This window comes from Xanthomonas sp. AM6, from assembly GCF_025665335.1.
Classification (GTDB): Bacteria; Pseudomonadota; Gammaproteobacteria; order Xanthomonadales; family Xanthomonadaceae; genus Xanthomonas_A.
In genome coordinates this window covers 1,137,851-1,162,092 of record NZ_CP106869.1, presented here as the reverse complement: position 1 = coordinate 1,162,092, position 24,242 = coordinate 1,137,851, and the positions used below count along the sequence as shown (strand labels likewise).

The 24,242-nt window shown below is 70.8% G+C and carries 26 protein-coding genes; 12 read left to right on the top strand and 14 right to left on the bottom strand.

What is annotated here, in order from left to right; translation table 11 throughout:
* Positions 1-13: 13 nt before the first annotated feature.
* From pyk to OCJ37_RS04820, 5 genes are all read right to left on the bottom strand, one after another.
* A complete protein-coding gene (gene pyk, locus OCJ37_RS04840; RefSeq protein ID WP_263112557.1) occupies positions 14-1,480 on the bottom strand; it encodes a pyruvate kinase in 1,467 nt (488 codons plus the stop codon).
* 351 nt (positions 1,481-1,831) lie between these two features.
* Positions 1,832-2,473 carry an HAD hydrolase-like protein gene (locus OCJ37_RS04835; protein ID WP_263112556.1) on the bottom strand — a complete coding sequence of 214 codons (642 nt, stop codon included), beginning with the start codon at positions 2,471-2,473 and terminating at the stop codon, positions 1,832-1,834.
* Positions 2,470-3,648 (bottom strand): phosphoglycerate kinase, encoded by a 1,179-nt coding sequence (locus tag OCJ37_RS04830; protein WP_263112555.1) that lies wholly within the window; start codon positions 3,646-3,648, stop codon positions 2,470-2,472. Before OCJ37_RS04830 ends, OCJ37_RS04835 begins: the two co-directional genes overlap by 4 nt.
* Positions 3,649-3,912: 264 nt before the next feature.
* Positions 3,913-5,277 carry a DUF3999 domain-containing protein gene (locus tag OCJ37_RS04825; protein ID WP_263112554.1) on the bottom strand — a complete coding sequence of 455 codons (1,365 nt, stop codon included), beginning with the start codon at positions 5,275-5,277 and terminating at the stop codon, positions 3,913-3,915.
* On the bottom strand, positions 5,274-7,979 hold the full coding sequence (locus OCJ37_RS04820) for a DUF2339 domain-containing protein (protein WP_263112553.1): 2,706 nt from the start codon (positions 7,977-7,979) through the stop codon (positions 5,274-5,276). Before OCJ37_RS04820 ends, OCJ37_RS04825 begins: the two co-directional genes overlap by 4 nt.
* Positions 7,980-8,233: 254 nt before the next feature.
* Here OCJ37_RS04820 and OCJ37_RS04815 point away from each other — a divergent pair, with 254 nt between their 5' ends.
* On the top strand, positions 8,234-9,310 hold the full coding sequence (locus OCJ37_RS04815) for a methyl-accepting chemotaxis protein (RefSeq protein WP_263112552.1): 1,077 nt from the start codon (positions 8,234-8,236) through the stop codon (positions 9,308-9,310).
* 30 nt (positions 9,311-9,340) lie between these two features.
* Here OCJ37_RS04815 and OCJ37_RS04810 read toward each other — a convergent pair whose 3' ends face one another.
* From OCJ37_RS04810 to OCJ37_RS04790, 5 genes are all read right to left on the bottom strand, one after another.
* Positions 9,341-10,348 (bottom strand): NADP-dependent oxidoreductase, encoded by a 1,008-nt coding sequence (locus tag OCJ37_RS04810; protein WP_263112551.1) that lies wholly within the window; start codon positions 10,346-10,348, stop codon positions 9,341-9,343.
* A complete protein-coding gene (locus OCJ37_RS04805; protein WP_263112550.1) occupies positions 10,345-10,698 on the bottom strand; it encodes a hypothetical protein in 354 nt (117 codons plus the stop codon). The genes OCJ37_RS04810 and OCJ37_RS04805 overlap by 4 nt, the downstream gene beginning before the upstream one ends.
* Before the next feature lie 26 nt (positions 10,699-10,724).
* The gene (locus OCJ37_RS04800; RefSeq protein WP_263112549.1) at positions 10,725-11,510 is read right to left on the bottom strand and encodes an SDR family NAD(P)-dependent oxidoreductase; all 786 of its coding nucleotides are present in this window, start codon (positions 11,508-11,510) and stop codon (positions 10,725-10,727) included.
* Positions 11,511-11,547: 37 nt separating this feature from the next.
* Entirely contained in the window at positions 11,548-12,336 is a 789-nt protein-coding gene (locus tag OCJ37_RS04795) for an SDR family NAD(P)-dependent oxidoreductase (RefSeq protein ID WP_263112548.1), read from the bottom strand.
* Between the two features lie 71 nt (positions 12,337-12,407).
* On the bottom strand, positions 12,408-13,502 hold the full coding sequence (locus tag OCJ37_RS04790) for an alkene reductase (protein ID WP_263112547.1): 1,095 nt from the start codon (positions 13,500-13,502) through the stop codon (positions 12,408-12,410).
* Between the two features lie 218 nt (positions 13,503-13,720).
* On the opposite strand from OCJ37_RS04790, the gene OCJ37_RS04785 reads away from it, so the two are divergent.
* Positions 13,721-14,320: a TetR/AcrR family transcriptional regulator gene (locus tag OCJ37_RS04785; protein ID WP_263112546.1), complete on the top strand. Its 600-nt coding sequence runs from the start codon at positions 13,721-13,723 to the stop codon at positions 14,318-14,320.
* Between the two features lie 161 nt (positions 14,321-14,481).
* On the opposite strand, the gene OCJ37_RS04780 is transcribed toward OCJ37_RS04785, so the two are convergent.
* The gene (locus OCJ37_RS04780; RefSeq protein ID WP_263113587.1) at positions 14,482-14,895 is read right to left on the bottom strand and encodes a hypothetical protein; all 414 of its coding nucleotides are present in this window, start codon (positions 14,893-14,895) and stop codon (positions 14,482-14,484) included.
* Between the two features lie 316 nt (positions 14,896-15,211).
* Between OCJ37_RS04780 and OCJ37_RS04775 the strand changes: the two genes are divergently transcribed.
* Both OCJ37_RS04775 and OCJ37_RS04770 read left to right on the top strand, forming a co-directional pair.
* The gene (locus tag OCJ37_RS04775; RefSeq protein WP_263112545.1) at positions 15,212-15,697 is read left to right on the top strand and encodes a hypothetical protein; all 486 of its coding nucleotides are present in this window, start codon (positions 15,212-15,214) and stop codon (positions 15,695-15,697) included.
* A 58-nt stretch (positions 15,698-15,755) separates the two neighbouring features.
* A complete protein-coding gene (locus OCJ37_RS04770) occupies positions 15,756-16,229 on the top strand; it encodes a hypothetical protein (protein WP_263112544.1) in 474 nt (157 codons plus the stop codon).
* A 90-nt stretch (positions 16,230-16,319) separates the two neighbouring features.
* Here the strand turns inward: OCJ37_RS04770 and gap are convergent, their stop codons facing one another.
* Positions 16,320-17,321, bottom strand: a complete 1,002-nt coding sequence (gene gap, locus OCJ37_RS04765; RefSeq protein WP_263112543.1) for a type I glyceraldehyde-3-phosphate dehydrogenase — start codon at positions 17,319-17,321, stop codon at positions 16,320-16,322.
* A 159-nt stretch (positions 17,322-17,480) separates the two neighbouring features.
* On the opposite strand from gap, the gene OCJ37_RS04760 reads away from it, so the two are divergent.
* The 3 genes from OCJ37_RS04760 to OCJ37_RS04750 all read left to right on the top strand — a co-directional run bounded on the left by OCJ37_RS04760 (position 17,481) and on the right by OCJ37_RS04750 (position 19,768).
* Positions 17,481-18,110: an OmpW/AlkL family protein gene (locus OCJ37_RS04760; RefSeq protein ID WP_263112542.1), complete on the top strand. Its 630-nt coding sequence runs from the start codon at positions 17,481-17,483 to the stop codon at positions 18,108-18,110.
* A gap of 118 nt (positions 18,111-18,228) precedes the next feature.
* The gene (locus OCJ37_RS04755; RefSeq protein ID WP_263112541.1) at positions 18,229-18,849 is read left to right on the top strand and encodes an OmpW/AlkL family protein; all 621 of its coding nucleotides are present in this window, start codon (positions 18,229-18,231) and stop codon (positions 18,847-18,849) included.
* Between the two features lie 106 nt (positions 18,850-18,955).
* Entirely contained in the window at positions 18,956-19,768 is an 813-nt protein-coding gene (locus tag OCJ37_RS04750) for a S1/P1 nuclease (RefSeq protein WP_263112540.1), read from the top strand.
* 170 nt (positions 19,769-19,938) lie between these two features.
* On the opposite strand, the gene trxC is transcribed toward OCJ37_RS04750, so the two are convergent.
* Both trxC and OCJ37_RS04740 read right to left on the bottom strand, forming a co-directional pair.
* On the bottom strand, positions 19,939-20,376 hold the full coding sequence (gene trxC, locus OCJ37_RS04745) for a thioredoxin TrxC (RefSeq protein WP_263112539.1): 438 nt from the start codon (positions 20,374-20,376) through the stop codon (positions 19,939-19,941).
* The gene (locus OCJ37_RS04740; protein WP_263112538.1) at positions 20,373-20,852 is read right to left on the bottom strand and encodes an OsmC family protein; all 480 of its coding nucleotides are present in this window, start codon (positions 20,850-20,852) and stop codon (positions 20,373-20,375) included. The genes trxC and OCJ37_RS04740 overlap by 4 nt, the downstream gene beginning before the upstream one ends.
* A gap of 216 nt (positions 20,853-21,068) precedes the next feature.
* Between OCJ37_RS04740 and OCJ37_RS04735 the strand changes: the two genes are divergently transcribed.
* The 5 genes from OCJ37_RS04735 to modB all read left to right on the top strand — a co-directional run bounded on the left by OCJ37_RS04735 (position 21,069) and on the right by modB (position 24,216).
* Entirely contained in the window at positions 21,069-21,431 is a 363-nt protein-coding gene (locus OCJ37_RS04735; protein WP_145702560.1) for a rhodanese-like domain-containing protein, read from the top strand.
* A gap of 5 nt (positions 21,432-21,436) precedes the next feature.
* Positions 21,437-21,787: an ArsR/SmtB family transcription factor gene (locus OCJ37_RS04730; protein ID WP_263112537.1), complete on the top strand. Its 351-nt coding sequence runs from the start codon at positions 21,437-21,439 to the stop codon at positions 21,785-21,787.
* A complete protein-coding gene (locus OCJ37_RS04725; protein ID WP_263112536.1) occupies positions 21,784-22,617 on the top strand; it encodes an MBL fold metallo-hydrolase in 834 nt (277 codons plus the stop codon). The genes OCJ37_RS04730 and OCJ37_RS04725 overlap by 4 nt, the downstream gene beginning before the upstream one ends.
* 167 nt (positions 22,618-22,784) lie before the next feature.
* The gene (gene modA, locus OCJ37_RS04720) at positions 22,785-23,510 is read left to right on the top strand and encodes a molybdate ABC transporter substrate-binding protein (protein WP_263113586.1); all 726 of its coding nucleotides are present in this window, start codon (positions 22,785-22,787) and stop codon (positions 23,508-23,510) included.
* Between the two features lie 10 nt (positions 23,511-23,520).
* The gene (modB, locus tag OCJ37_RS04715; RefSeq protein ID WP_263113585.1) at positions 23,521-24,216 is read left to right on the top strand and encodes a molybdate ABC transporter permease subunit; all 696 of its coding nucleotides are present in this window, start codon (positions 23,521-23,523) and stop codon (positions 24,214-24,216) included.
* Positions 24,217-24,242: the final 26 nt, after the last annotated feature.

Here is a 24,242-nt window from a genome sequence, read left to right as displayed (position 1 = left end):
GACCCTGCTTCGGCTACAGGTCGCCCAGGCCGCTGGCGCGGCCGTCGGGGCCGACCTCGAGCAGGCGCAGCGTGTTGGTCGCGCCGTGGGTTTCCATGTGCTCGCCGCTGGTGAACACCACGCGGTCGCCGGGGCCCATGCGCTCGGCCTCGACCAGCAGGCGGATCGCCGCGCGCGCCGCTTCGCGCGGGGTCAGGCCGCGGCTGTCGAAGTTGATCGGGAACACGCCGCGCATCATCGCCATGCCGCGGCGCGCGCCGTCGTGGCGGGTGAACGCGTAGATCGGCATCTTCGAGCGGAACCGCGACAGGAAGCGCGGGGTGCCGCCGGATTCGGTCAGGGTGACCACGCCGCTCAGGCCGATGTGCTCGGACAGGAACATCGTCGCCATGGCGATCGCCTGGTCGGCGCGCTCGAGGTTGCGCTGCGCGGCCTCGAAGTCGGTGTCCATCTCGAACTGGCGCTCGGCGCCCAGGCAGATGCGCGCCATCGCCTGCACCGCCTTGACCGGATAGGCGCCGGCGGCGGTCTCGGCCGACAGCATCACCGCGTCGGTGCCGTCGATCACCGCGTTGGCCACGTCCAGCACTTCGGCGCGGGTCGGGATCGGGTTCTCGACCATCGACTGCAGCATCTGCGTGGCGGTGATTACCACCTTGTTCTGCGCCAGCGACTCGCGAATGATCTTCTTCTGCAGGCCGGGCAGCTCGGCGTCGCCGATCTCCACGCCCAGGTCGCCGCGCGCGACCATCACCACGTCGCTGGCCTCGACGATCTCGGTCAGGTTCTCGATCGCCTCGGTGCGCTCGATCTTGGACACCAGCGCGGCGTAGCAGCCGTGCTGCTCGGCGATGCGGCGCGCGTCGTGCATGTCCTGCGCGTTGCGGCAGAACGACACCGCGATGAAATCCACGCCGATCTTGGCGACGATGCCGATCAATTCCTTGTCGCGCTCGGTCAGCGCGCCCAGCGACAGGCCGCCGCCCTGCTTGTTCAGGCCCTTGCGGTCGGACAGCACGCCGTCGTTGAGCACGGTGTTGACGATGCGCTCGCCCTGCACCTCGACCACCTGCAGCTGCAGCAGGCCGTCGTCGAGCAGCAGCACGTCGCCCGGCTTGACGTCGTTGGGCAGGCCCAGGTAGCTGACGCCGACCTGGTTCTCGTCGCCGGCCGGCGCATTGGCGTCGGCGACCAGGTCGAAGCGCGCGCCGGCCTTCAGCGACACCTTGCCGCTGGCGAAGCGCTCGATGCGGATCTTCGGGCCCGGCAGGTCGGCGAGGATGCCCACTTCGCTGCCCACGCGCTGCGCGGCGGCGCGCACTTCGGCGGCGCGCTTGGCCTGGCCGGACGGATCGCCATGGGAGAAGTTCAGGCGCACGACGTTGACGCCGGCGCGGAACAGGTCCTCGAGCACGCCGGGAGGATCGGTCGCCGGGCCGAGGGTGGCGAGGATCTTGGTGCGGCGCTGGCGTTCGATCATGACGGCATCATTCCCTGGAAAAGCCGCTAAAACTAGCACAGGCGCCGCTGCGGCAGGATGTCGAATCGGCATAGGCCGCCGCGGATTCATGCATGTCTTGCGGACAGTGCGGGACAGTATGCGGACTCGGCACCGCCGTTGCGCGACGCCCGGCGACGCGCGCGCCCTCCCTGGAAAGCGCACCTTACCTATCCGGCGCCGCGTCCGCCGGTCGTGCCAAGCCCCGCCACCGGACAAACCCTGCCCGGCAGCGAAGGCCGCTCTGCGCCGCGGCGCAGGCCGGTCATCCCAGTGGAGAGACCGACCCAGCAGAACCGCTTTCGCGAATCCCCAATCCCGAATCCCGGCCCCTCAGCCAGCCAGCGCCAACAACTGCCCCGGAACCTGCGCCAACGCGCTGGCGCCGGCCTGGCGCAGCTCCGCCTCGTCGCCGAAGCCCCACAGCACGCCGATGCTGCGCATGCCGTGGTGGTTGGCGCCCTCGATGTCCATGCGCCGGTCGCCGATCATGCGGCAGCCCTGCGCCGGCAACGCCAGCCGCCGCAGCGCCTCGGCGATCAGGTCCGGCTTGAAGCGGCGCTGGCCGTCGTCGCTGGCGCCGACGACCTCCTCGAAATGCGCGGCGAACGGCAGCGTTTCGACGATGCGCCGGGCGAAGCGCTCGTTCTTCGAGGTCACCACCGCCATGCGATGGCCGGCCGCGGCCAGGGCCTCCACCGCCGCGCCGATCTCCGGGAACACCGTGTGCTCGCGCCAGCCGCGCGCGTCGTAGCGCTGCCGGTACAGCGCCAGCGCCTGCTCGACCACGGCCGGATCGTCGAAATGCGCGTGGAAACTGTCGCGCAGCGGCGGGCCGATCCAGGCGCGCAGCGCGTCCGGCCCCGGCACCGGCTGCTGCAGCTGCTCGAACGCATGCGCGATGCTGCCGACGATGCCGATCTCCGAATCGACCAGGGTGCCGTCCAGGTCGAAGAACAGGGTGTCGGCGCTCACGCGCCGCGCGCCTGCAACGCGGCCACGGCCGGCAGGGTCTTGCCTTCCAGGAACTCCAGGAACGCGCCGCCGCCGGTGGAGATGTAGCTGACCTGCGCGGCGATGCCGTACTTGTCGACCGCGGCCAGGGTATCGCCGCCGCCGGCGATGGAGAACGCCGGCGAGGCGGCGATCGCGCGCGCCAGGGTTTCGGTGCCATGGCCGAACGCGTCGAACTCGAACACGCCGACCGGGCCATTCCAGACCACGGTGCCGGCCTTGGCGATCAGCTCGGCGTAGTGCGCGGCGGTCTGCGGGCCGATGTCCAGGATCAGGTCGTCGTCGGCGACCTCGGCCAGCGCCTTCACCGTGGCCGGCGCGTCGGGCAGGAACTGCTTGGCCACCACCACGTCAGTGGGCAGCGGGATCGCCGCGCCGCGCGCGTTGGCGTCGGCGACGATCTTGCGCGCGGTGTCGAGCAGGTCCGGCTCGCACAGCGACTTGCCGACCGGGTGCCCGGCCGCGGCGATGAAGGTGTTGGCGATGCCGCCGCCGACGATCAGCTGCTCGACCTTGTTGACCAGGTTCGACAGCAGTTCCAGCTTGGTCGAGACCTTGCTGCCGGCGACGATCGCCAGCAGCGGCTTGGCCGGGTGCTCCAGCGCCTTGGCCAGCGCGTCCAGCTCGGCCATCAGCAGCGGGCCGCCGGCCGCCACAGGGGCGAACCTGATCACGCCGTGGGTGGAGGCCTGGGCGCGGTGCGCAGTGCCGAACGCGTCCATCACGAACACGTCGCACAGCGCCGCGTACTTCTGCGCCAGCGCCTCGTCGTCCTTGCCCTCGCCGACGTTCATGCGGCAGTTCTCCAGCAGCACGATCTTGCCCGGCTGCACGTCCACGCCGTCGACCCAGTCGCGCAGCAGCGGCACCTCGGTGCCGAGCAGCGCGGCCAACCGCGCGGCCACCGGCGCCAGCGAGTCCTGCTGGGTCCACGCGCCTTCCTTGGGACGGCCCAGGTGCGAGGTCACCATCACCGCCGCGCCCTGCGCGAGCGCGTGCCGCAGCGTCGGTACCGACGCCAGGATGCGCTGCTCGGAAGTGATCTGGCCGTCGTCGTCGATCGGCACGTTCAGGTCTTGCCGGATCAGCACGCGCTTGCCGGACAGGTCGAGATCGGTCATTCGCAGGATGGGCATTGTCGGTCGCTCGCTATCGTGGGGTTGCTGGGGGGAATGGAAGACGCCGTGCGCAGCATAGGCGCGGCTGTCGGAACGCCCGGTGTTCGCGCGAATCAGCGCGCGCCGGGCGATGCCAGGGGCTGCATTGTCCGGCGTCGGCCGCGCAGCGGCAAATCGGGACAGCGCGCAGCGCGCGACCGCGCGCATGCTGGCCGGTGCAATCACGTGCGGCGCGGGCGCCGCAGCGCCACGTCGCCACAGGCGCGTGGCGACGTACGGCAGTCAGTCCGTGCCGGGCGCCGCCGGCTTGCGCAGCAGGCTGAAGGCGAAGCCGACCACGATCAGCGCGCCGCCGACCAGCAGCGCCCACAGCAGCCAGGCCTTCCAGTCGCGCGGCGGCGGCGGCGCCTGCAAGGCGGCGGCGCCGGCCAGCGGCACCGCCGCGCCGAGCGTGGCGGTGGCCGGTGCCCATTGCGGCCCGCGCTGCGAGCGCAGCGCCTGCAGCGTGGCCGCCAATGGCGCGGCGGCGCGCTGGGTGCGCGCGCTGCCGGCCGCCAGCGCGTAGGGCGGCGCACCCTGGGCCAGGAAGATCAGCGTCTCGGGCTGGTAGCCCAGGCGCAGTGCCGGCCGTTGCCGGCCCGGGTCCTGGGTGGCCAGCAGCCGCCAGTAGCGATCGCGCACCGGCGTCGCCAGCGCCTGCGGCGGCGAGCGGCCGGCGCCGGTACCGACCTGGTAGGCGACCCACGGCCCGGCCCGGTCCTGCCACGGCGCCTCGGCGGCGTCGCGGCTCTGCACGCGCCATTCGATCGCGCTGTTGCCGGGCAGCGCGATATCCAGCTGCGCCACCGGATAGCGGCCGGGCGAGGCGAACTCGAAGCTGTGCTGCACCGGATCGGCCTGCAGCGCATCCAGCTGCTGCCAGTGCCAGTCGGCGGCGGCCGGCGCCGGCGCCAGTTCGGCCTCCACCCCGGTCAGGCGCGGCAGCGGCGCCGACGACAACGGCAGCAGTCGCAGGTAGCGCACCCGGCTGTCGATGGCGATGCGCAGCTGCTGCAGGCGATTGCCCTGGTTGGCCAGGTCGACCAGCGTCGCCTCCTGCACCAGCAATTCCCAATCGCGCAGATCGTCGCTGGCCTCGACCCGGTAGCGCGCCTGCCGCGGCTGCGTATCGGCGGCCCATTGCAGCGACAGCGCGCGCAAGGGCTCGCGCAGCGCGCTGGCGTCGATCAGCCAACCGGCCTCGCTGGCGCCGGTGGCGCTGCTGGCCACGCGCGTGCGGATGCGGCGCACGCTGCCGTCGGCGTCGCGCTCGGCGATCAGTTCCAGGTCGTCGGCGCCCCCGCCGGCCACCGGCGGCAGCGGGAACCAGGGCAGCGGCTGCCGGCGCGGCGTGGTTTCGGCCTGTTCGGCGGCAAACAGCGCGGACGGCAAGGCGTCGCCGGCGGCATTGAACACCTCCACGTCGCCCAGCGAGGCGCGATGCGCGCTGCGGTACACCGCATCGTCCAGCTGCACGCGGTAGGCGCCGGCGGCGGGATCCTGCAGGGTCAGCGGCCATTGCTGCGCATAGTCGTCGCGCTGGCTGGCGGCGGATGCCGCGAGCGGCGACAGCGCCAACAGCAGGGCCGGGAAGATCAGGCGTTTCATGGATGGGCCTCCTCGGCCGGTTCGGTGGCGCGCGGCGGCGCCGGCGCAAAATAGCCGACCACGGTGCACAGCAGGCCGTAGGCGATGAACGAGGCGATACCGGCGACGTTGCCGAGATTGCCGCGATCCACCAGCAACAGCTTGCCCAGCACCACCGCCATCAGCAGCGCGCCGGCCAGCCACAGGCCACGCTGGCGGCGGCGCGAGCCGAGCACCCAGCCGAGCACGCCGAGCACGCTCCACACCACGGTCAGGCTGGTCTGCGCCACGCCGTCGGACAGCACCGCACTCCACGGCGCGGCCCCCCAGTGATGCACCGCGTGCAGGGTCACGCTGGTGATCCACAGGAAGCCGCCGCCGGCCAGCAGCTGCAGGCGCCGGCCCTGCAGCGCCACCGGCGCGGACGGCGACCACAGCCAGCGCGCGGCCAGCGCCAACACCAGCAGCTGGCTCAGTTCCAGCGGATTGAGCACCGGCACCCACGGCAGCGGCGCGCTGGCGCCGGGCACGCACAGGGTCCACAGCCAGGCCACGCCGAGCAGGCCGAAATAGCTGCACTGCAACGCGCTGCGGCACGGATCGAAATCCGCGCCCAGCGGCGCGGCCAGCCAGCGCCAGCGCAGCAGCGACAGCGCCGCCGCCAGCAGCCACGGCGCCAGCAGCAACGCCCATTGCCAACCCTCGGCCAGGGCGAAGCGCTGCGCCAGCCACATGCCCAGCAGCGACAGCACCGACGGCCACACCAGCCACCACACGAACTGCGCCGCCCGCGCCACGCCGCCGCCGCTGCCGCGCAGGCAGACCAGGCTGCGCACGCCGAGCACCGCGAACAGGGTCCAGGCCCAGGCGCCGTGTCCGGCGAACGGCTGGCCGTGCGCCTCGGCCTGCAGCGCCGCCAACGGCAGCGCCAGCAGCAGGCCGCCGAGCGTGGTCGCCGCCAGCGCGCGCGCCGGCCAACGCCGCTGCACTTCGGCGGCGAGCCAGCCGCTGAGCGCCACGAACGCCAGCCAGACGTCGGCGCGCGCGTCGGGTGCGACGAAGCGCTCGATCTCGGTGATCCCGATTCCGCACCACCACGCCAGGCCCCACAGGTAGTAGGCCAGCGCCGGCATGGCGGCGCCCGCGCGGCGATAGCTCCAGGCGCTGGCGAAGCCGGCCAGGGCCAGCAGCGCACCGCTCATGAACGTCGCATTGGCCACGGCCTGGGTATCGTGCCAAACCATGTCCAGCCCCAGCACGAAGCCGATCGCCGCGGCCAGTTGCAGGCCGGCACCGCTGAACTGCGGCAACCAGCGCCGCTGCCGCAATCCGAGCCATGCCAGCGCCGCACCTTCCAGCGCGAAGATGCTGGCAGTGGCGCGCGCGGACAGCGCCAACGGCACCGCCAGCGTGGCGAAGCCGACCGCCAGCAGCGCATAGGCTTGGCCGAGCACCGCGAAGCGCGCGCGCCGGATCAGCGCCGCGGCCAGCAGCGCATAGATCGCCGCCAGGCCCAGCGCGCACAGCGCCAGCGGCAGGCCCTCGCCACGCAGCAATCCGGCCTGCAGCGAGAACGCGACCAGCGGCGCGCCGAACACCAGGCTGCCGTCGACCAGGTTGCCGCGCGTGGCCGGCTGGCGCCGCGCGTACAGGATCGGGATCAGCAGATAGAAGGCGAAGAACAGCAGCAGGAACGGCTCGGTGCTGGCGAACTTCGCCGGCTGGTACTGCAGTACGCCCCACAGCGTGCCGATGCCGAAGGTGAAACCGAAGCCGAGCAGGTTCAGCACCCGCCACGGCCGGTACCAGGCGATCGCAAACACCGCCGCGTTCAACACCGCGTAGTAGGAGAACAGGCCGACGTGGTTGCCGCTGCCGGTGGACAGCCAGATCGGCGCCAGGAACCCGGCCAGCGTGGCCAGCACCGCCAGCGTGCGCGATTCCTGCACCACCGCCAGCACGCACATGCCGGCCACCAGCACGATGCTCAGCGCGAACGCGGCACCGGCCGGAATCAGCGCGGACAGCTTGAACGCGGCGAACACGGTCAGCAGCAGCACGCCGATCGCGCCGCCCTGCAGGGCCAGCGCGAAGCTGCGCTTGCGTTCGCGCTGGCGCCAGCCGAAGCCCAGCCCGGCCAGCGCCGCGGCGGCGACGCCGGCGTAGCGCAGTTCGATCGGCATCCGCAGCCAGCCCTGGTCGCCGGCGTACTTCAGCAGCGCGGCCACACCGGCCAGCAGCACCAGCATACCGATCTTGACCGGCACGTTGCCTTCGGTGAACCAGCGCTTGGCGCCGGCCAGCAACCGCTCGAGCGGGCCCGGGCCCTGCGGCGCAAACGTCTCGTGCGCTGGCGCAGCGCCTGCATCGGTATCCGCACCGTCCCTCGCCGCGGATACGCGCGTTGCGAACTGCGGCGGAAGCGGCGGCGGCGCAGGTGCTGCGGGCGCGATGGCGGCCGGCGCGGTGGCGGCGAACGGACGCGCCGCCGCGGCGTCGCTGTCCTCGAACCCGGCATCGGCCTCGGCGTCGCCTCCCGTACCGATGCCGGCATTGGTGCCGAACCGGGCACCGGCGTGGGGCGCCGCGCCTTGCACCTGCGCCAGTTGCAGTTCCAACGCCGCCACGCGCCGGCGCACCCCCGAAAGCGACACCAGCAATACGATCAGCAGCACCGGCACCGCCAGTACCGCCACCACCACCAACACGATCAACGCTTCCATCCGGTATCCATCCCCAAGGCGGCAGCCGCTGCGCGGCGGCGTGCCAATGGCCCGGCGACGCCGGTCCTGGCGCAGATGGTAGACGAGTTCGCCTCGCCGCGGCCCGGCCGCGGGCGATGCAGCCCAGGCGCGGCAGCGCATGCCGGCGACGGACGCCGCGCAAACGCGTGGCTCAAGCCGGTGCATCGGCGGCCGCTAACTCCCTTATCCCGTGTTGCGCCTGCTGTTCCCTCCCCTCCCACCGACAGCGCCCAATGAACCTGCCAGCCAAACCCGCCGAAGCGGGCATCGACGACCATATCCGCTCGGTGGTCGGCCTGTCCGACCAACTGCTCGGGCAGCTGCGGCGGTCGCTGCAGCGCATCGACGAGATCAACCGCACCACCCACGTGATCTCGATGAACGCGCGCATCGAATCGGCGCGGATCGGCCATGCCGGGCGCGGCTTCAGCGTCATCGCGCAGGAAATGGACGTGCTGTCGCGGCGCGTCGGCGACGCCACGCAGGACCTGGACAAGGTCGCCGCCAACACCAGCGCCGACATGCGCACCACCCTGCAGCGGCTGGAGGACGACGTGCGCCGCACGCGCCTGAGCGAACTGGCGCTGAGCAACATCGACCTGATCGACCGCAACCTCTACGAGCGCAGCTGCGACGTGCGCTGGTGGGCGACCGACGCGGCGATCGTCGCCGCCGCGCGCCACGGCCGCAGCGGCGACGACCTCGCCTACGCGTCGCGGCGCATGGGCCAGATCCTGGATTCGTACACCGTGTACTTCGACCTGGTGCTGGCCGGCACCGACGGCCGCGTCCTCGCCAACGGCCGCCCGCAGCAGTACGCCTCGGCCGGCAGCGACGTCTCCGGCCAGGCCTGGTTCGAGGACGCCACGCGCACCCGCAGCGGCGAGGAATTCGGTTTCCAGGACGTGCATGCCAGCAGCCTGGCCGATGGCGAACGCGTGCTGGTGTATGCGTGCACGGTGCGCGACGGCGGACGCGTCGATGGACGCGTGCTGGGCGTGCTCGGCATCGTGTTCCGCTGGGATGCGCTGGCGCAGACGGTGGTGCAGCGCACGCCGCTGTCGGAGCAGGAATGGGGCCGCAGCCGGGTCTGCATCGTCGACCAGCGCGGCCAGGTCCTGGCCGATTCGGCCGGCCGCATGCTGCAGGAACGGATCGACTTCGCCGGCCGCGACGCGCTGTTCAAGCAACCGCGCGGCGCGGTGGTGAGCGATCTCGGCGGCCGCCCGCACTGCATCGCGCACGCCGCCTCGCCCGGCTACGAGACCTACCGCACCGGTTGGCACTCGTTGATCCTGCAGGCACTGTAGCGCGCCGCGCGTGCGCGACGGCCCGCATGCTCAGTGCTGGCCGACCCTGATCACCACTTTGCCCTTGGCACGTCCGCTCTCGACGTAGGCCAGTGCCTGTGCCGTGGCCTCCAGCGGGAATACCCGGTCCAGCACCGGCGTGAGGATGCCGGCCTCGATCAGCGCGCCGATTTCGCGCAACTGGTCGCCGTTGGCGGTCATGAACAGGAAGGCGTAGCTGACGCCGCGCCGCCTGGCCTTCCTGCGGATCCCGCCGCTCAGCAGGCGGGTCACCAGCCGCAGCGGCCACGCCAGTCCCTGTCGCGCAGCGAAGTCCGGGTCCGGCGGGCCGGAGATGGAGATGAGCATGCCGCCGGGCTTGAGCACGCGCAGGGATTTCTCCAGTACGTCGTTGCCCAGGCTGTTAAGGACGACGTCGTAGTCGCGCACGACGGTCTCGAAGTCCTGCGTCCGGTAGTCGATGACCAGGTCGGCGCCCAGCGCCTTCACCCAATCGACGTTGCCGGTGCCGGTGGTGGTCGCGACGAACGCGCCGAGGTGCTTGGCGAGCTGGATGGCGATGCTGCCGACGCCGCCGGAGCCGGCGTGGATCAGGACCTTCTGTCCCTTCTGCAGGCCCGCCGTTTCCACCAGGGCCTGCCACGCGGTGAGCGCGACCAGCGGAACCGAGGCGGCTTCTTCCATGCCGAGGTTGGCAGGCTTCAACGCCAGCGCGCTTTCCTTGACCGCGATGCGTTCGGCGAAGCTGCCGATGCGGGTCTGGTCGGGACGCGCATACACCGCGTCCCCGGGCTTGAAGCGGCGCACGCCGGCCCCGACCCGCACCACCACGCCCGCCACGTCGTTGCCCAGCACCAGCGGAAAGCGGTACGGCAGGATCAGCTTGAACTCGCCCTTGCGGATCTTCGTGTCGAGCACGTTGACGCCCGCGGCATGCACCTCGACCAGCACGTCGCCGTCATGCACCTCCGGTTCGGGCAGTTCGCCGATCCGGCCCGGGTGCTTGTCGCCATAGCCTTCGATGAAGAACGCTTTCATGATGTTTCCCTGACCAGAACGAACGCGAGGACGAACACGATTTCGAGCACGACCGCGACCAGGATCCCGCGGCCCGCGTGCCCGCTGGCCAGTTCGCCGATGCCAAGCGCCGCCAGCAACGTACAGGCGGTGACGAAGCCCGCCACCAGGGCCGAACGCGCCGGCGATGGCGCCGCGCCGCGCGCCAGGAAGAACATCACGCTCAGGCCCGCATACAGCGCGGCCCCGCGTCGCGCCATCAGCTCGGCCGATGGCGAAGCGCCGATCTCCCAGTTCGCCAGCATCGCACCCGGCGAGAACATCCAGGTGCAGGCGATCGCCAGGAACAGCAGCGAGGTCAGGACCGACAACGAGCGGAAACCCGGACGCATGACGGTCAGCGGTTGAGGATGCGCGACAGCACGGCCTGGTGGATCCAGCGCGGCGTCGCCCACATGAAGACCGCGTTCAACTTGTTGATCAGCCCGGGCACCACGCTGATGCGGCCGGCATCCAGCGCGCACATGCCGGCGCGGACCACCGGCGGCGTCTGCATCATCAACGCCGCGAGCTGCGGCGTGATCCGCTGCTGGGCGACGCTCGCGAACCCGGTGTCGGTCAGTCCCGGGCACAGCGTGGTCACGGTGACGCCATCGCGCGCGAACTCGCGATGCAGCGCTTCGCCCAGGCGCAGGACGTAGGCCTTGGCGGCCGAATACACCGCGAAGTCCTCCACGCCCTGGTAGGCCAGCAGGCTGGCCACCTGCAGGATCTTCCCGTGCCGGCGCCGCCGCATGTCCTGGCCGAACAGGTGCGTCATCGCGGTCAGGCTGGCGATATCCAGCTGGATCATCGACAGCACCGGCTCCAGCTCGGCCCGCAGGAACGGCCCCTGCAGCCCATGCCCGGCGTTGTTGATCAGCACCTCGACCTCGATGCCGCGCGCGTGCAGGCCGGCATGGAGCCGGCGCACCGCCGCGATCTCCGACAGATCCACCTGCTCCACGAGGATCTCCACGCCGTGCCGCTGCCGCAACGCCTGCGCCAGCGCATCGAGCCGGTCCAGGCGTCGCGCGACCAGGATCAGCCTGTGGCCGCGCGCCGCATACTGCCTGGCGAATTCCTCGCCGAATCCACTCGATGCGCCGGTGATCAGCACCCAGCCGTCGCGTTGCGGTTTCATGGTGATGGCCTCGATCTCGACAGGTGGACTGCAGGCGTCAGGCCGCCGGCCGGTAGCGTTCCGCGGCATTGGCCTGGCGGATGCTTCCCAGCAGCGCCTGCCTGGCGCCGTCGAGGGCATCCCAGCGGTCGGCGTCGTGCAACGGCGGGATGGTCACCGGCTCGCGGCGATCGAAGCCGATCAGCGCCGCATCGACCAGCTCTTCCACGTCCATCACCTCGGCCAGCGTATTGACGTCGATGCCCGCGCGCTCCCAGATCTCGGTGCGGGTGGCCGCCGGAAGCACCGCCTGCACGTACACGCCCTTGGGCGCCAGTTCCAGGCTCATGCCCTGCGACAGGAACAGCACGAACGCCTTGGTCGCGCCGTACACGGTCATGCCGAACTCCGGCGCCAGGCCGACCACCGAGCCGATGTTGACGATCGCGCCGTTGCCGGACTGCGCCAGCCGCGGCGCGATTGCCACCGCCAGACGCGTCAGCGCGGCGGTGTTGAGCGCCAGCAGGCGTTCGACGCTCTCGGCCGTCTGCTCGGCGAAGCCGCCCGACTGGGCCATGCCGGCGTTGTTGATGAGGATGCCGATGCGCGCGTCGTCGCGCAGGCGCGCTTCGACCGCCGCCACGTCGGCTGCTGCGGTCAGGTCGGCCTGCAGCACGTCGACCGCGACCTTGTGGTCTTCGCGCAGGCGCGCGGCGAGCGCGTCCAGGCGGGTCTTGTCGCGTGCGACCAGGACCAGGTCGTGGCCGCGCTGGGCGAAGCGCTGCGCGTAGACGGCGCCGATGCCGGTGGAGGCGCCGGTGATGAGGACGGTGGAGGTGCTGCTCATGCGAGTGGTCTCTTCGGATCGAAAGGGAAAGTGCGGCCACGACGACGTGGCCGGTGCTGCCGTGGTGCCGATCAGGCGCTGGCGCTCTCGGCCAGCGTCGGATAGTCGGTGTAGCCCTTGGCGCCGCCGCCGTAGAGCGTGGCCGGATCCGGAGCGGCCAACGGCGCGCCGGCCTTCAACCGCTCGACCAGGTCGGGATTGCCGATGAACGCGCGGCCGAAGGCGAATAGGTCGGCGCGGCCGGCGGCGAGACTGGCGCTGGCCAGCGCCGGGTCGTAGCCGTTGTTGGCCAGGTAGGTCCGCTTGAAGCGGCTGCGCAGCGCCGCGTAGTCGAACGGCGCCACGTCGCGCGGCCCGCCGGTGGCGCCCTCCACCACATGCAGGTAGACGATGCCCAGCGCGCTGAGCCGCTCGGCGATGTAGTCGTACTGCGGCTGCGGATCGCTGCAGGAGATGCCGTTGGCCGGCGACACCGGCGAGATGCGCACGCCGGTACGCTCGGCGCCGATGGCCTCGGCCACCGCCGCGGCGACCTCCAGCAGCAGGCGCGCGCGGTTCTCGATGGTACCGCCGTAGGCGTCGGTGCGCTGGTTGGCGCCGTCCTTGATGAACTGCTCCAGCAGGTAGCCGTTGGCGCCATGCAGCTCCACGCCATCGAAGCCGGCGGCGATGGCGTTCACCGCGGCCTGGCGGAAGTCGTCCACGATGCGCGGCAGCTCGTCGCGCTCAAGCGCGCGCGGCGCGGAGACGTCGGCAAAGCCGTTGTTGACGAAGGTCTTGGTGGCGGCGGCGATCGCCGAAGGCGCCACCGGCGCGGTCCCGCCGGGACGCAGGTCCACGTGCGAGACGCGGCCGACGTGCCACAGCTGCACGAAGATGCGCCCGCCCTCGGCATGCACTGCATCGGTGACCGCGCGCCATCCTGCGATCTGCGCCGGGGTGTAGATGCCCGGGGTGTCCTGGTAGCCCTGCGCGTCCGCCGAGATCTGCGTCGCCTCGGTGATCAACAGGCCCGCGGACGCGCGCTGGGCGTAGTAGGTGGCGGCCAGCTCGCTGGGCACCAGGCCCTTGCCGGCGCGGTTGCGGGTCAGCGGCGCCATGACGATGCGGTTGGCGAGCGTCAATGGGCCCAGCGGGTACGGCGTGAACAGTGCGGCGTCGGACATGGTGGCGTTGGCTCTCGAAGGGGGAGGCGTGCCGGCGGCGCGACGACCGGTACCGCGGTGTGGCGGGTCGTGGCGATGGACAGGCGCTACCGGGAAGCACATGGGTCGAAGCGGTCGGCGCAATGATGATGTTCATAATCTAACTTGTCAAGTTTTGATGATGACCAGCATCAATGTATCCTTGGCCCTGGAAAAGGCAGCGCTGGAGGGCATCCGCGATGAAAGTCAGCAAGGCGCAGGCGCAGGCGAACCGGGCGCACATCGTCGAAACCGCGTCTGCGCTGTTTCGCGAGCGCGGCTACGAGGGGATCGGCGTTGCCGATCTGATGGCCGCCGCCGGTTTCACCCACGGCGGCTTCTACAAGCACTTCGCATCCAAGGCCGACCTGGTGGCGGAGGCGACGGCGTGCGGGATCGCGCAGACCGTGGCCCAGGTCGGTGGAATCGACACGCCGGAATTCGTTCGCCGCTACGTGTCGCGCGCGCACCGCGATGCCCGCACGGTCGGCTGCACCATGGCCGCGCTGGGCGGGGACGCCGCGCGCCAGCCGGAAGCGGTGCGGGCCGCGTTCGCGGACGGCGTCGAGGGCCTATTGGCGGCCCTGGAGCGCGAGGATGGCGCGGCGACCGGCGCCAGCCCTGGCGAAGCGCGCGCCAGGCGTCTGAACATGCTGGCGCACGCCCTCGGCGCGATCGTCATGTCTCGGGCCTGCCCCGACGACTCGCCGCTGGCCGACGAAATCCTCGCGACGTGCCGCGCCGCCCTGCTCGCATCGTTGGACCCCGCCCCGGCGGCAGGCACGCGCAGCGCGTCGTGACCGCGGCGATCCCGCGCGACGCCCACCTGTGCGCTTGCCGCCAGCGGTGGCGCTGGACCGCCGTGGCCGTCAGCAATTGCTGGCCGGCGTGTCGGTCGGCGATCGGGCAGGCAAAAAAAAGCCCGGGCGCGCGACGCGGCCCGGGCTGCTGCTGCGGCCGTTTATTCGCGGTAGCCGCTGTCGTTCTTGTTGTGGATGATCCAGATCAGGTTGCCGCCGCTGCCCATCGACTTGCCGGCGAACACCAGGCGGCCCTGGCCCTTGTAGGCCAGTTCGTAGCGATAACGGTCGCCGCCGTAGAAGAACGGGATGAAGGCCTTGCCGGTGACGTAGGAGCCCTGGTCGGTGGGCTCGCCGATCAGGTCGGTCACCTGCTTCATCGGCATGCCGATCTTGAGCTGGGTGAACTTGCTGTCGGGCGCCGGCTTGCCGGTGATCTCGCCCTCATAGTCGTTGACGCCCTTGACGGTCTCGCCGTAGCCGGCCTCCACCTGCGAGGAGTTGGTGACTTCGCCGTCGGCGTTCATCCAGCTCGGCGTGCCGCTCTGCTTCTTCGCCATCGCCTGCATCGGCATCGCCGCCGCCAGCGCCACGGCCAGCACCAGGGCGCCCGTCCATACACGGTTGATCTGCATTTTTTCGCTCCTTGAATCCATTGAGTGCCCCCTGTCCATCGTCTGCAACGCCAGCGCGGGAACATCCACTGGCCAGCGACGCATTAGTGCATGCGTTGCCGCCGATGTCCACGCCCGATCGGCATGGCAGCACACTGGCGCCGGCGCTTGCCCGACGCCGGCACGGCATGATAGAAATCGCGCCAGCGCAGCGCGCGCGACCCATGCGCAGCCCATGGATCCGGCATCGATGCCCCAGTGCAAGGACGTACCCGCAATGCCTACCTACCGTCGTTCGAGTGTGCTGCCTGCACTTTGTGCCCTGGCGCTGCTGAGCCTGGCGCCGCCGGCCTCGGCCGACATGTTCGGCAGCCCCGAAGACATCGCCCGCAGCTGGCTCGGCCACGACGCCAGCGAGCTGATGCTGCAGTGGCCGGTGGACCGCGGCCTGTACACCTCGGAAAACACCGAGACCCACGAGACCGCCTACACCTACAACTTCGGTACCGAGGCACACTACCGGACCGATTACTGGACCACGCAGGGAGGGGTAGTAGGCATGGTTGGCGGCGGCAACGGCGTCGCTCCGACCCCGATCTTCGAGCAGAACCAGCACAGCCAGACCGTCTTCGTGCCCGCCGAGCACCATTGCGAGATCACCTTCGTCGCCGATGCCGACGGCATCATCACCCGCTACGACTTCGCCGGCAGCAAATGCCAGCCGTACATCCGCAGCTGGGGCCGGCCCAAGAAAAAGAAGTAAGCGCCGTGCGCCGCACCGGCGCCGGCTTTTTCGATTCGCATCCACAGGGGAACATCCGATGAACGCACAGAACGCACTCGCCCGCATCGCCTGGTCGGCGATCGCACTGACGCTGCTGGCGCTGGCCACACCGACCCTGGCCGCAGGGCCGCGGCACGGCGCGATCGTGGCGCTGGAGCCGATCGAGAACAAGAACACCGACGTTCCCGAGCGAACCAAGAACATCACCAATGCTGCGTCCAAGCTCGGCGGCATGGCCGGCAGCCTCCTGGGCATCAAGAGCAGCAAGGCCGATACCGTCGGCATCGGCACGACGGCGGTGGCCGCCGGTGCCGGCGAAGCCGCAGGCCGGACCGTGGGCGCCAAGATCGCCGGCAACGGCCCGGCCGCGCACTACATGGTGAAGATCCGCTTCGACGACAAATCGCAGGTCGTGGTGTCCAAGCCCAGCGCCGAGGTCTCCGGGCTGGCGGTGGGCAGCCGGGTCACGGTCACCGGCAGCGGCGAGGACATGCGCATCGCCGCCGAGTGAGCGCAGCGCCGGCGCGATCCGCCTGACGCAACATGGCAACCACAAAAAAAGCGCCCGTAGGCGCTTTTTTTGTGGGCGGCGCGGGGCGACTTACTTCGCCACCACCTTGACCATTTCCAGGCACTTGTTGGAATAGCCCCACTCGTTGTCGTACCAGGACACCAGCTTGACGAAGGTGCTGTCCAGCGCGATGCCGGCGTCGGCGTCGAAGATCGAGGTGCGCGCGTCGCCGCGGAAATCGGTGGCCACCACCTTGTCCTCGGTGTAGCCGAGGATGCCCTTCAGCGCACCTTCGCTCTGCGCCTTGATCTCGGCGCAGATCTCGGCGTAGGTGGCCGGCTTCTCCAGCTCCACGGTCAGGTCGACCACCGACACGTCCGAGGTCGGCACGCGGAAGCTCATGCCGGTCAGCTTCTTGTTCAACTCCGGGATCACCACGCCCACGGCCTTGGCCGCGCCGGTGCTGGAGGGAATGATGTTCTCCAGGATGCCGCGGCCGCCGCGCCAGTCCTTGTTGCTGGGGCCGTCCACGGTCTTCTGGGTGGCGGTGGCGGCGTGCACGGTGGTCATCAGGCCGCGCTTGATGCCCCACTTGTCGTTGATCACCTTGGCCAGCGGTGCCAGGCAGTTGGTGGTGCAGCTGGCGTTGGAGACGATCGCCTGGCCGGCGTAGGTGCTGTCGTTGACGCCATAGACGAACATCGGCGTGTCGTCCTTGGACGGGGCCGACAGGATCACCTTCTTGGCGCCGGCGTCGATGTGCTTCTGCGCGGTCTCCTTGGTCAGGAACAGGCCGGTGGATTCGATCACCACCTCGGCGCCGACCTCGTCCCACTTCAGCGCCGCCGGATCGCGCTCCTGGGTCAGGCGGATCTTCTTGCCGTTGACCACCAGATGGTTGCCGTCGACCGACACCTCGCCGTCGAAGCGGCCATGCACCGAATCGTACTGCAGCATGTAGGCCAGGTAGTCGGGCTCGAGCAGGTCGTTGATGGCGACGATCTCGATGTCGCTGCCGAAGTTCTGTACCGCCGAGCGCAGTACGTTGCGTCCGATGCGACCGAAACCGTTGATGCCAACCTTGATTGCCATTTCAGTAGCTCCTGCGGCCGCGCCTGACGCGGCGGATGGAAGGGGAACGCCATTCTATCAGGCCGGCCGTATCGCGCCCGGCACCCGGGTTTGATCAGGATCAAGGCGGCGCGCCACCGCCGGCGGGACACTGCGTCCACACCCAACCGAGACACCATCATGCGCAAGACCTCCCCCCTCCTGCTGTCCGGCCTGGCGGCCGCCCTGGCGCTGTGCGCCCTGCCCGCGCTGGCGCAGTCGCAGGGCGACTGGACCGTCGGCATCGGCGCCCACCAGGTCAACCCGAAGTCCGACAACGGCAAGCTCGCCGGCGGCGCCTTGCCGTTGAGCGTGGACAGCGACACCAAGCCGACCGTGACCTTCGAATACTTCGTGCGCCCGGACCTGGGCATCGAAGTGCTGGCCGCGCTGCCGTTCAAGCACGACATCGCGGTCAAGGGCGTCGGCAAGGTCGGCAGCAGCAAGCAGCTGCCGCCGGTGGTCTCGCTGCAGTACCACTTCAACAGCGCCGGCAAGCTGTCCCCGTTCGTCGGCGCCGGCATCAACTACACCACCTTCTTCAGCGAGGACACCACCGGCGCGCTGGCCGGCAGCAAGCTCAAGCTCGAGGATTCATGGGGCGTGGCGCTGCATGCCGGCCTGGACGTCGCGCTCACCGACACGTCGGCGCTGCGGGTGGACCTGCGCTGGGCCGACATCGACAGCAAGGTCAAGGTCGACGGCGCCAGCATGGGCACCGCGCAGATCGATCCGCTGGTGTACGGCCTGGCCTACGTGATGAAGTTCTGAGGGCTGCACGGGCGCCGCGCTTCTCTGGCAGACTACGCTCCACAAGGATGTGGATCGGTCGCCGCCGGGCCGACACTGGGATTCGCATCCGCCCATTCGTCGTCCACCGGGGTCCCCAATGAAGCCACGCCTGTTCCGCCGTCTCGCCGTCGCCGCCCTCGCTGCCGTCGCCCTGCCCGCCGCCGCACAGTCGGCCGGCCACTACACCACCAGCTACGGCATCCACGGCATGGTGCCTGCGTCCTCCAACGGCACCCTGACCGGCAGCGACCAGCGCTTCAGCGCCGACACCGCCCCGGCGCTCTCGTTCAGCTACGAATACTTCTTCCGCGGCAACCTCGGCCTGGAGATCCAGACCCTGGTCGGGCAGCAGAAGATCGGCCTGGAACAGGGCGGCGATGTCGGCCGCGCCTGGGCGCTGTCGCCGACGTTCTCGCTGCAGTACCACTTCAACGGCAACGGCGACATCTCTCCGTTCGTCGGCGTCGGCCTCAACTACACCACGTTCCTGGGCGCCGACGGCAAGGGCGCGTTCGCCCGAGACGACGTCAAGTTCAAGGACAGCTTCGGCCCGGCGGTGCATGCCGGCGTGGACTTCGCCGTCGGCGAGCGCAGCGCGCTGCGCGTGGACGCGCGCTGGACCAGCATGCGCAGCGACGTGGAAGTGAACAGTGGCAAGCTCGGCGAAGCCAAGCTCGATCCGATCACCTACGGCGTCGCCTACATGATGTACTTCTGATCCGCCGCGTCCGCCGCCTCGTCGATGCCGGCGAGGCTTAGCGGATGCGCAACGGCGCAGCGCCGCGGCCGCGGCGCTGTCATCGGCGACGGCTAGAATCGGCGCCATGAAATCCTCCCTCTTCGTTTCCGCCGCGCTCGCCGCGGCAATGGCCGGCGCGCCGTCCGCCGCCTTCGCCTGGGGCCCGCTGGGCCATCGCCTGGTCGCCGACCTGGCCGACGCGCAACTCACCCCGCAGGCGCGCGCGCAGGTCCAGCAACTGCTGCAGGGCGAACCCGAGCCGACCCTGGCCGGCGTCGCCAACTGGGCCGACCAGCTGCGCGAGCACGACCCGGACCTGGGCAAGCGCACCGGCCCCTGGCACTACGTCAACCTCGGCGAAGACAAGTGCCACTACGAGCAGACCCGCGACTGTCCCGACGGCAACTGCGCGGTGGAAGCGCTGCGCCGCCAGGCCGCGATCCTGGCCGACCGCAGCCAGCCGCAGGCGGCGCGCGCCCAGGCGCTGAAGTTCGTGGTGCATTTCGCCGGCGACATCCAGCAGCCGCTGCACGCCGGCTACGCCGGCGACAAGGGCGGCAACACGTTCCAGATCCAGTTCGAGGGCAAGGGCAGCAACCTGCATTCGCTGTGGGACAGCGGCCTGCTGCGCAGCCGCGGCCTGGACGAGGCGCACTACCTGGCGCAGTTGCAGGCGCAGCCGCTGCCGGCGCCGTCGCCTGCGGGCAGCACGCTGCCGCCGCCGGCCGCGGCCTGGGCCGAAGCCTCGTGCCGGATCATGCTGCGCCCGGGCTTCTACCCACCCGGCGCCAAGCTGCCGGCGGACTACGTGGCGACCTGGCGCCCGGTCGCCGAGGCGCAGCTGCGCCAGGCCGGCGCGGATCTCGCCGTGACGCTGAACGCCGCGCTGGGCAAGTAATCGCGGCCGCGGCGCGGCGTGCGCGCTGCTGGCAAGCCGGCTGCCTTGATTTCGCGAGCCGCCGCCGCTGTAGGAGCGGCTTCAGCCGCGACGCTTTACCGGTAGAGCCGAGTCGCGGCTGAAGCCGCTCCTACAGGAGTTCGGCGAAGAGCCGGGGTTCGCCGGGAAAGCTAGCCGGCGTGCGCCCGCGCCCAGCGCACGATGTCGGCGGTACCGATCGCGCCACTCTGCCGCGCCAGTTCGCGGCCGTGCCGCAGCAAGGCCAGGGTCGGAATGCTGCGGATGCCGAAGCGGGCCGCCAGCGCCGGCTGCGCCTCGGTATCCAGCTTGCCCAGGCGCAGGCGCGGCTCCAGTTGCGCGGCGGCGGCCTCGAACTGCGGCGCCATGGTCCGGCACGGCCCGCACCACGGCGCCCAGAAGTCCACCAGCAACGCGATGTCGCTGCGCTCGGCGTGGGCGGCGAAGTTGTCCGCGGTCAACGCCACCGGCGCGGCGACGAACAGCGCGCGGTGGCACCGCCCGCATTGCGGCGCCGCCGCCAGGCGCTCGCCCGGCACCCGGTTCAGCGCCTGGCAGTGCGGGCAGGCGATATGCAGCGGCTCGCTCACGCGCCGGCCTCGATGCTCTTGTCGCCAAGCAGGACATTGCCGTGCGCGTCCTTGACCGTGACCTGCACGTCGATGCCCTGGCGCACGCTCTGGGTGACCACGCAGAACTGCTCGAACTGGTCGAGGATGCGCTGCAGCTGCTGGTAGTCCTGGTTGCCGTCGGGCAACTGCAGTTCCACCGACGCCTGCGGAATGCGCCAGAAGCCCTCCGCGTTGCGCATCGGCGTGGCGGTGATGTGCGCGACCACGCCGACCGGATCGTTCTTGAACTTGCGCATCGCGAACAGCAGGCTGGCGGCCAGGCAGTTGGCGATGCTGGCCAGCAGGATGCGCGAGGGATTGGGCCCGCGCTCGTGGCCCAGCGGCGCGGTCTCGTCGCCCAGCCACGGCGCCAGGTCGGTTTCGTCGAACTGGATGCGGAACGCGAAGTCCGCCTCCTGTTCGAGGGTGACGCGGATCGGATCGCCGATGCTCATGAGGTGTCCAGGACGTCGATAACGGAGTGCCGACTCTACGCCCAGGCCGCAAAGACCGCGTGGACGCGCATGCGCATCGACGTCCAGGCCGCGCTGTTCGATCGACGCCGGTCGACGCCGGTCGACGCAGCGGACAGAGATGGCCGCCAGATGAATCGCGATTTTTTATATTAGAGCAGGCTGATATTATAGGCACTGCCATCACCGGAGCCCCCCATGCCCCATTCCTCCGCCCACGCCCTGGTCGAACGGGCGCGCCCGCAGATCCAGGAAGTCGCCACCGATGCCGCCGCCACGCCGCTGCCCGGCGAATGGATCATCGACGTGCGCGAACCCGGCGAATTCGCCGTCGGCCACCTGCCCAACGCGATCAACATCCCGCGCGGCATCCTCGAATTCCGCCTGGACGCCGATCCGGCGCTGGCCCGCCGCGACCAGCCGATCCTGCTGTACTGCGCCAGCGGCGGCCGCTCCACGCTGGCCGCGCTGAGCCTGCAGCAGCTCGGCTACAGCCAGGTGCGCTCGCTGAGCGGCGGCTTCCTCGGCTGGACCGCCGCCGGCCTGCCGGTCGCCTTCTGAGCGCGATGGCCCGCCGCCTGCAACCTGCGATGGATCCGGCCGCGATACGCGCGCATGCCGGCGAGGCCGCGCGCCTGCTGAAGGCGCTTGGCAACGAAAAGCGGCTGCTGCTGCTGTGCCTGCTGGTGGACCACGAACAATCGGTGGGCCAGCTCAACACGCGCCTGGACCTGAGCCAGTCGGCGCTGTCGCAGCACCTGGCGCTGCTGCGCGAGGACGGCCTGGTGCAGACCCGCCGCGACGGGCAGACCATCTACTATTCGCTGGCCCCCGGCCCGGCGCAGCGCATCCTCGATACCCTGCACGGCATCTACTGCAGCGCCGGCCCTTCCTCACCCGCCAAGGCAGGACCATGAGCCAGGTTCCCAACGTCCACCCCTTCCACCACGCCGGGTCCGGCACCTGGAGCTATCTGGTCGAAGACGGCCACGACGCCGCGGTGATCGACCCGGTGCTGGACTTCGATGCGGACACCGCCGCGCTGCGCGACGCGCCGGCGCAAGGCCTGGCCGAGCGGCTGGACGCGCGCGGCCTGCAGTTGCGCTGGATCCTGGAAACCCACGCGCATGCCGACCATGTCTCCGCCGCGCAGTGGTTCAAGCGGCGCTGGCCGCAGGCGACGCTGGCGATCGGCGCCGGCATCCGCCAGGTACGCGCGCGCTTCGCGCCGCAGTTCGGCCTGGCCGCGGACAGCGGCGACACGCGCTGCGGCTTCGACCATCTGTTCGCCGACGGCGAGCGCTTCGCGATCGGCACGCTGGCCGCGCAGGTGATCGCGGTGCCCGGGCATACCGACGACAGCATCGCCTACCTGATCGGCGATGCGCTGTTCCCCGGCGATTCGCTGTTCATGCCCGACAGCGGCACCGCGCGCTGCGATTTCCCCGGCGGCAACGCGGCGACGCTGTTCCGTTCGATCCACAGGCTCTACGCGCTGCCCGAATCCACCCGCGTGTTCGTCTGCCACGACTACGGCGCCGGCGGCCGCGCGGTCGCCTGCGAAACCAGCATCGGTGCGCAGCGCCGCGGCAACATCCACGTGCGCGACGGCGTCGACGAAGCCGCGTTCGTCGCGCTGCGCCAGGCGCGCGATGCGACGCTGGCCGCGCCGCGGCTGATGCAGCCCTCGGTGCGCGCCAACATCCAGGCCGGCCGCACCGACGATCTGCACGCCGCGCCACGCTGAAGGCGTTAGGATGCGGACATGCGCCGCGCGTTCGCGCTGCAGCACCAGCGGCCTGCGCTGCGTGCGCCAGATCCGCGATCGCCGGCCGTTTCCCTGATGTCCCCGGAGCATCCCCCATGTCCCGTACGCTTCGCAGCCTGCTGTACCTGCTCTCGCTCACCGTCGCCATGGCGATGCCGCCGGCCCTGGCGCAGGCGCCGTTGACCGTGTTCGCCGCCGCCAGCCTGAAGGAATCGCTGGACGAGGCCGCCGCGGCCTACCAGCAGTCCAGCGGCACGCCGGTGCAGGTGTCGTACGCGGCCAGCTCGGCGCTGGCGCGGCAGCTGGAACAGGGCGCGCCGGCGGACGTGTTCGTCTCCGCCGACCTGGAATGGATGGACTACCTGCAACAGCGCCAGCTCGTCGACCCGGCGCAGCGGCGCAATCTTCTGGGCAACACGCTGGTGCTGGTCGCACCGGCGTCCAGCGCCGCCAAGGTCGATCTGCGCACGCCCGGCGCGCTCGCCGCCGCGCTCGGCACGCAAGGCCGGCTTGCGGTCGGCCAGACCAACAGCGTGCCGGCCGGCAAGTACGCGCGCGCCGCGCTGCGCAAGCTCGGCCAGTGGGACGGCGTGCAGGCGCGCCTGGCCGAATCGGACAGCGTGCGCGCCGCGCTGATGCTGGTCGCGCGCGGCGAAGCGCCGCTGGGCATCGTCTACGGCTCCGATGCCAAGGCCGAACCGAAGGTGCGGGTGGTGGCGGTGTTCCCCGCCGACAGCCACGCGCCGATCGTGTATCCGGTGGCGGCGCTGCGCGCGAGCAGGCATCCGGCCGCGGCCGGCTTCGTGCGCTGGCTGGGTACGAAGCCTGCGCAGGCGATCTTCCAGCGCCGCGGTTTCTCGCTCGCGCCCTGAGCCCTTGCCGTTGTTCGCCTTCACCCCGCAGGAACTCACCGCGATCGCGCTCAGCGTCAAGGTCGCGCTGGTCGCGGCGCTGGGCAGCCTGCCGTTCGGCGTGGCCTGCGGCTGGCTGCTGGCGCGGCGCCGTTTTCCCGGCAAGTCGCTGCTGGATGCGTTGCTGCACCTGCCGCTGGTGATGCCGCCGGTGGTCACCGGTTACGTGCTGTTGATCGTGTTCGGCACGCGCGGGCCGGTCGGCGCCTGGCTGCTGGAGCATCTGGGCGTGCAGGTCGCGTTCCGCTGGACCGGCGCGGCACTGGCCAGCGCGGTGATGGGATTCCCGCTGATGGTGCGCGCGATCCGCCTGGCGCTGGAGTCCACCGACCGGCGCCTGGAGGCGGCCGCGGCCACGCTCGGCGCCGGGCCATGGCGGGTGTTCTTCAGCATCACCCTGCCGCTGGCCTGGCCGGGGCTGGTCGCCGGCACCGCACTCGCCTTCGCCAAAGCGCTGGGCGAATTCGGCGCCACCATCACCTTCGTATCGAACATTCCGGGGGAAACCCAGACCCTGTCGGCGGCGATCTACGGCCTGCTGCAGGTGCCCGGCGGCGAAGCCGGGATCTGGCGACTGGCGGCGGTGGCGCTGGCGATCTCGCTGGCCGCGCTGCTGCTGTCCGAATGGCTGGTGCGGCGCCAGCGCGGGCCGGAGGCGGACGCATGAGCCAGCCCGGCGCCGCAGCGCGCATC